Origin of the sequence: Halomonas sp. 3D7M (assembly GCF_014897885.1) — a bacterium.
Lineage (GTDB): Bacteria > Pseudomonadota > Gammaproteobacteria > Pseudomonadales > Halomonadaceae > Vreelandella.
The window spans coordinates 1-1,533 of sequence record NZ_JABUZF010000132.1 but is presented as its reverse complement, the minus strand read 5'-3'; the positions used below and the strand labels follow the sequence as shown (position 1 = coordinate 1,533).

General features: G+C 52.9%; 2 protein-coding genes. Both read left to right on the top strand.

All coding sequences use genetic code 11. The features are described from left to right. The first annotated feature begins 77 nt into the window (after positions 1 to 77). Positions 78 to 1,148 (top strand): NAD(P)H-dependent glycerol-3-phosphate dehydrogenase, encoded by a 1,071-nt coding sequence (locus tag INT22_RS06295; protein ID WP_089037623.1) that lies wholly within the window; start codon positions 78 to 80, stop codon positions 1,146 to 1,148. Next, on the top strand, positions 1,141 to 1,533 hold a 393-nt coding region (gene sixA, locus INT22_RS06290), incomplete at its 3' end, for a phosphohistidine phosphatase SixA (protein ID WP_193067900.1). The genes INT22_RS06295 and sixA, both read left to right, overlap by 8 nt.

Below are 1,533 nucleotides of genomic sequence, written 5' to 3'. Positions count from 1 at the left end.
AAGCGGGCCGCTTGTTTTAATAGAGATGATGATAAAGTAAGCGCTAAACGCACGAGACCAATGATCAGGATATCGTCATGGCTGATGAGCAGCAGATGAATGTCGCAGTGCTGGGGGGCGGAAGTTTTGGTACCGCTCTGGCGAGTATTGCAGCAGATAATGGCGCAAAGGTGCGCCAGTGGATGCGCGATGAAGCTTTGGTGACGCAAATAAATCACGAGCATCGCAATGGGCGCTATCTACCACATTATGTAATTAATCCCGCCGTCATCGCGTCTACCGATCTTCAATCGGTGCTAGAAGACGCTGAGTTAGTGCTGATTGCTATCCCTTCCAAAGCGTTTCGCAGTGTTGTTCAAGCTGCCAAACCCTGGTTAACCCCGGAACAAATTCTGGTCAGCACCACCAAAGGTATTGAGCAAGATAGCTTTTTGCTAATGAGTCAGGTGCTTGAGCAGGAAACTGGGTTTCCCCACGTCGGCGTCATAGCGGGGCCTAATTTAGCGTCCGAAATCGCTGATAAGCAGTTGACCGCCACCGTCATTGCCAGCGCCGATGCGCTTACCAGAACGCGGGTGCAGCAAGCGTTAGGCTGTCGCTATTTTCGCGTCTATGCCAGTAATGATCGTCATGGCGTTGAGCTGGGTGGGGCGCTTAAAAATATCTACGCCATTGCCGCAGGTATGGCGGCAGCGCTGGGTATGGGGGAGAACACTCGCAGCATGCTGATGACGCGAGCACTAGCAGAAATGAGCCGCTTTGCAGTTGCGCAGGGTGCTAACCCGATGACGTTTTTAGGCTTGGCTGGCGTCGGTGATTTAATCGTTACCTGCTCTTCAAATCTATCCCGTAACTATCGGGTTGGCTACGCCATGGGGGAAGGGCGAGGTCTTGATGAGGCAGTGTCGGCATTAGGTCAAGTAGCTGAAGGGGTAAATACCGTCAAGCTTGTCTGCGCTAAAGCGCGTGAAATGGGTGTTTATATGCCGCTGGCTGAGGGCCTGAATCGCGTGCTGTTTGAAGGTGTTCCGGCTCAGGAGATGGCACGCACTCTGATGATGGGCGAGCAAAGCAGTGATGTGGAATTTATTCTGCCTCGTGAGGCTGTTCAGCAAGCCCACCGTGAAAATGGAGGCAGGAATGCCTAGTGTGCTAGTTATGCGCCATGGTGAGGCTGCATCGGGGTTTCCCGATCAATCGCGCCGATTAACGCCTCGTGGTGAGCTTGAAGCCGAAAAAATGGCCCGCTGGCTGGCCATGCGTATTGAGCAGGGTGAACTATCTTCCCCCACGATTTATGCCAGCCCTTTTGTACGAGCTCAGCAGACAGCTCAGCGGATCTGTGATGCTTTGGGTGTGCAACTTAATACATTGGCGTTTATTACCCCGGAAGATTCACCTGGTGATGTCAGTGAATGGCTGCTAAATCAATCTGCAGATGCCCCGATTATGCTCGTCAGTCATATGCCGCTGGTGGGTGAGCTGGCGGGCCTGTTAGTAGAAGGAGTGCCGAGCCAGGGAATTGGCTTTCCT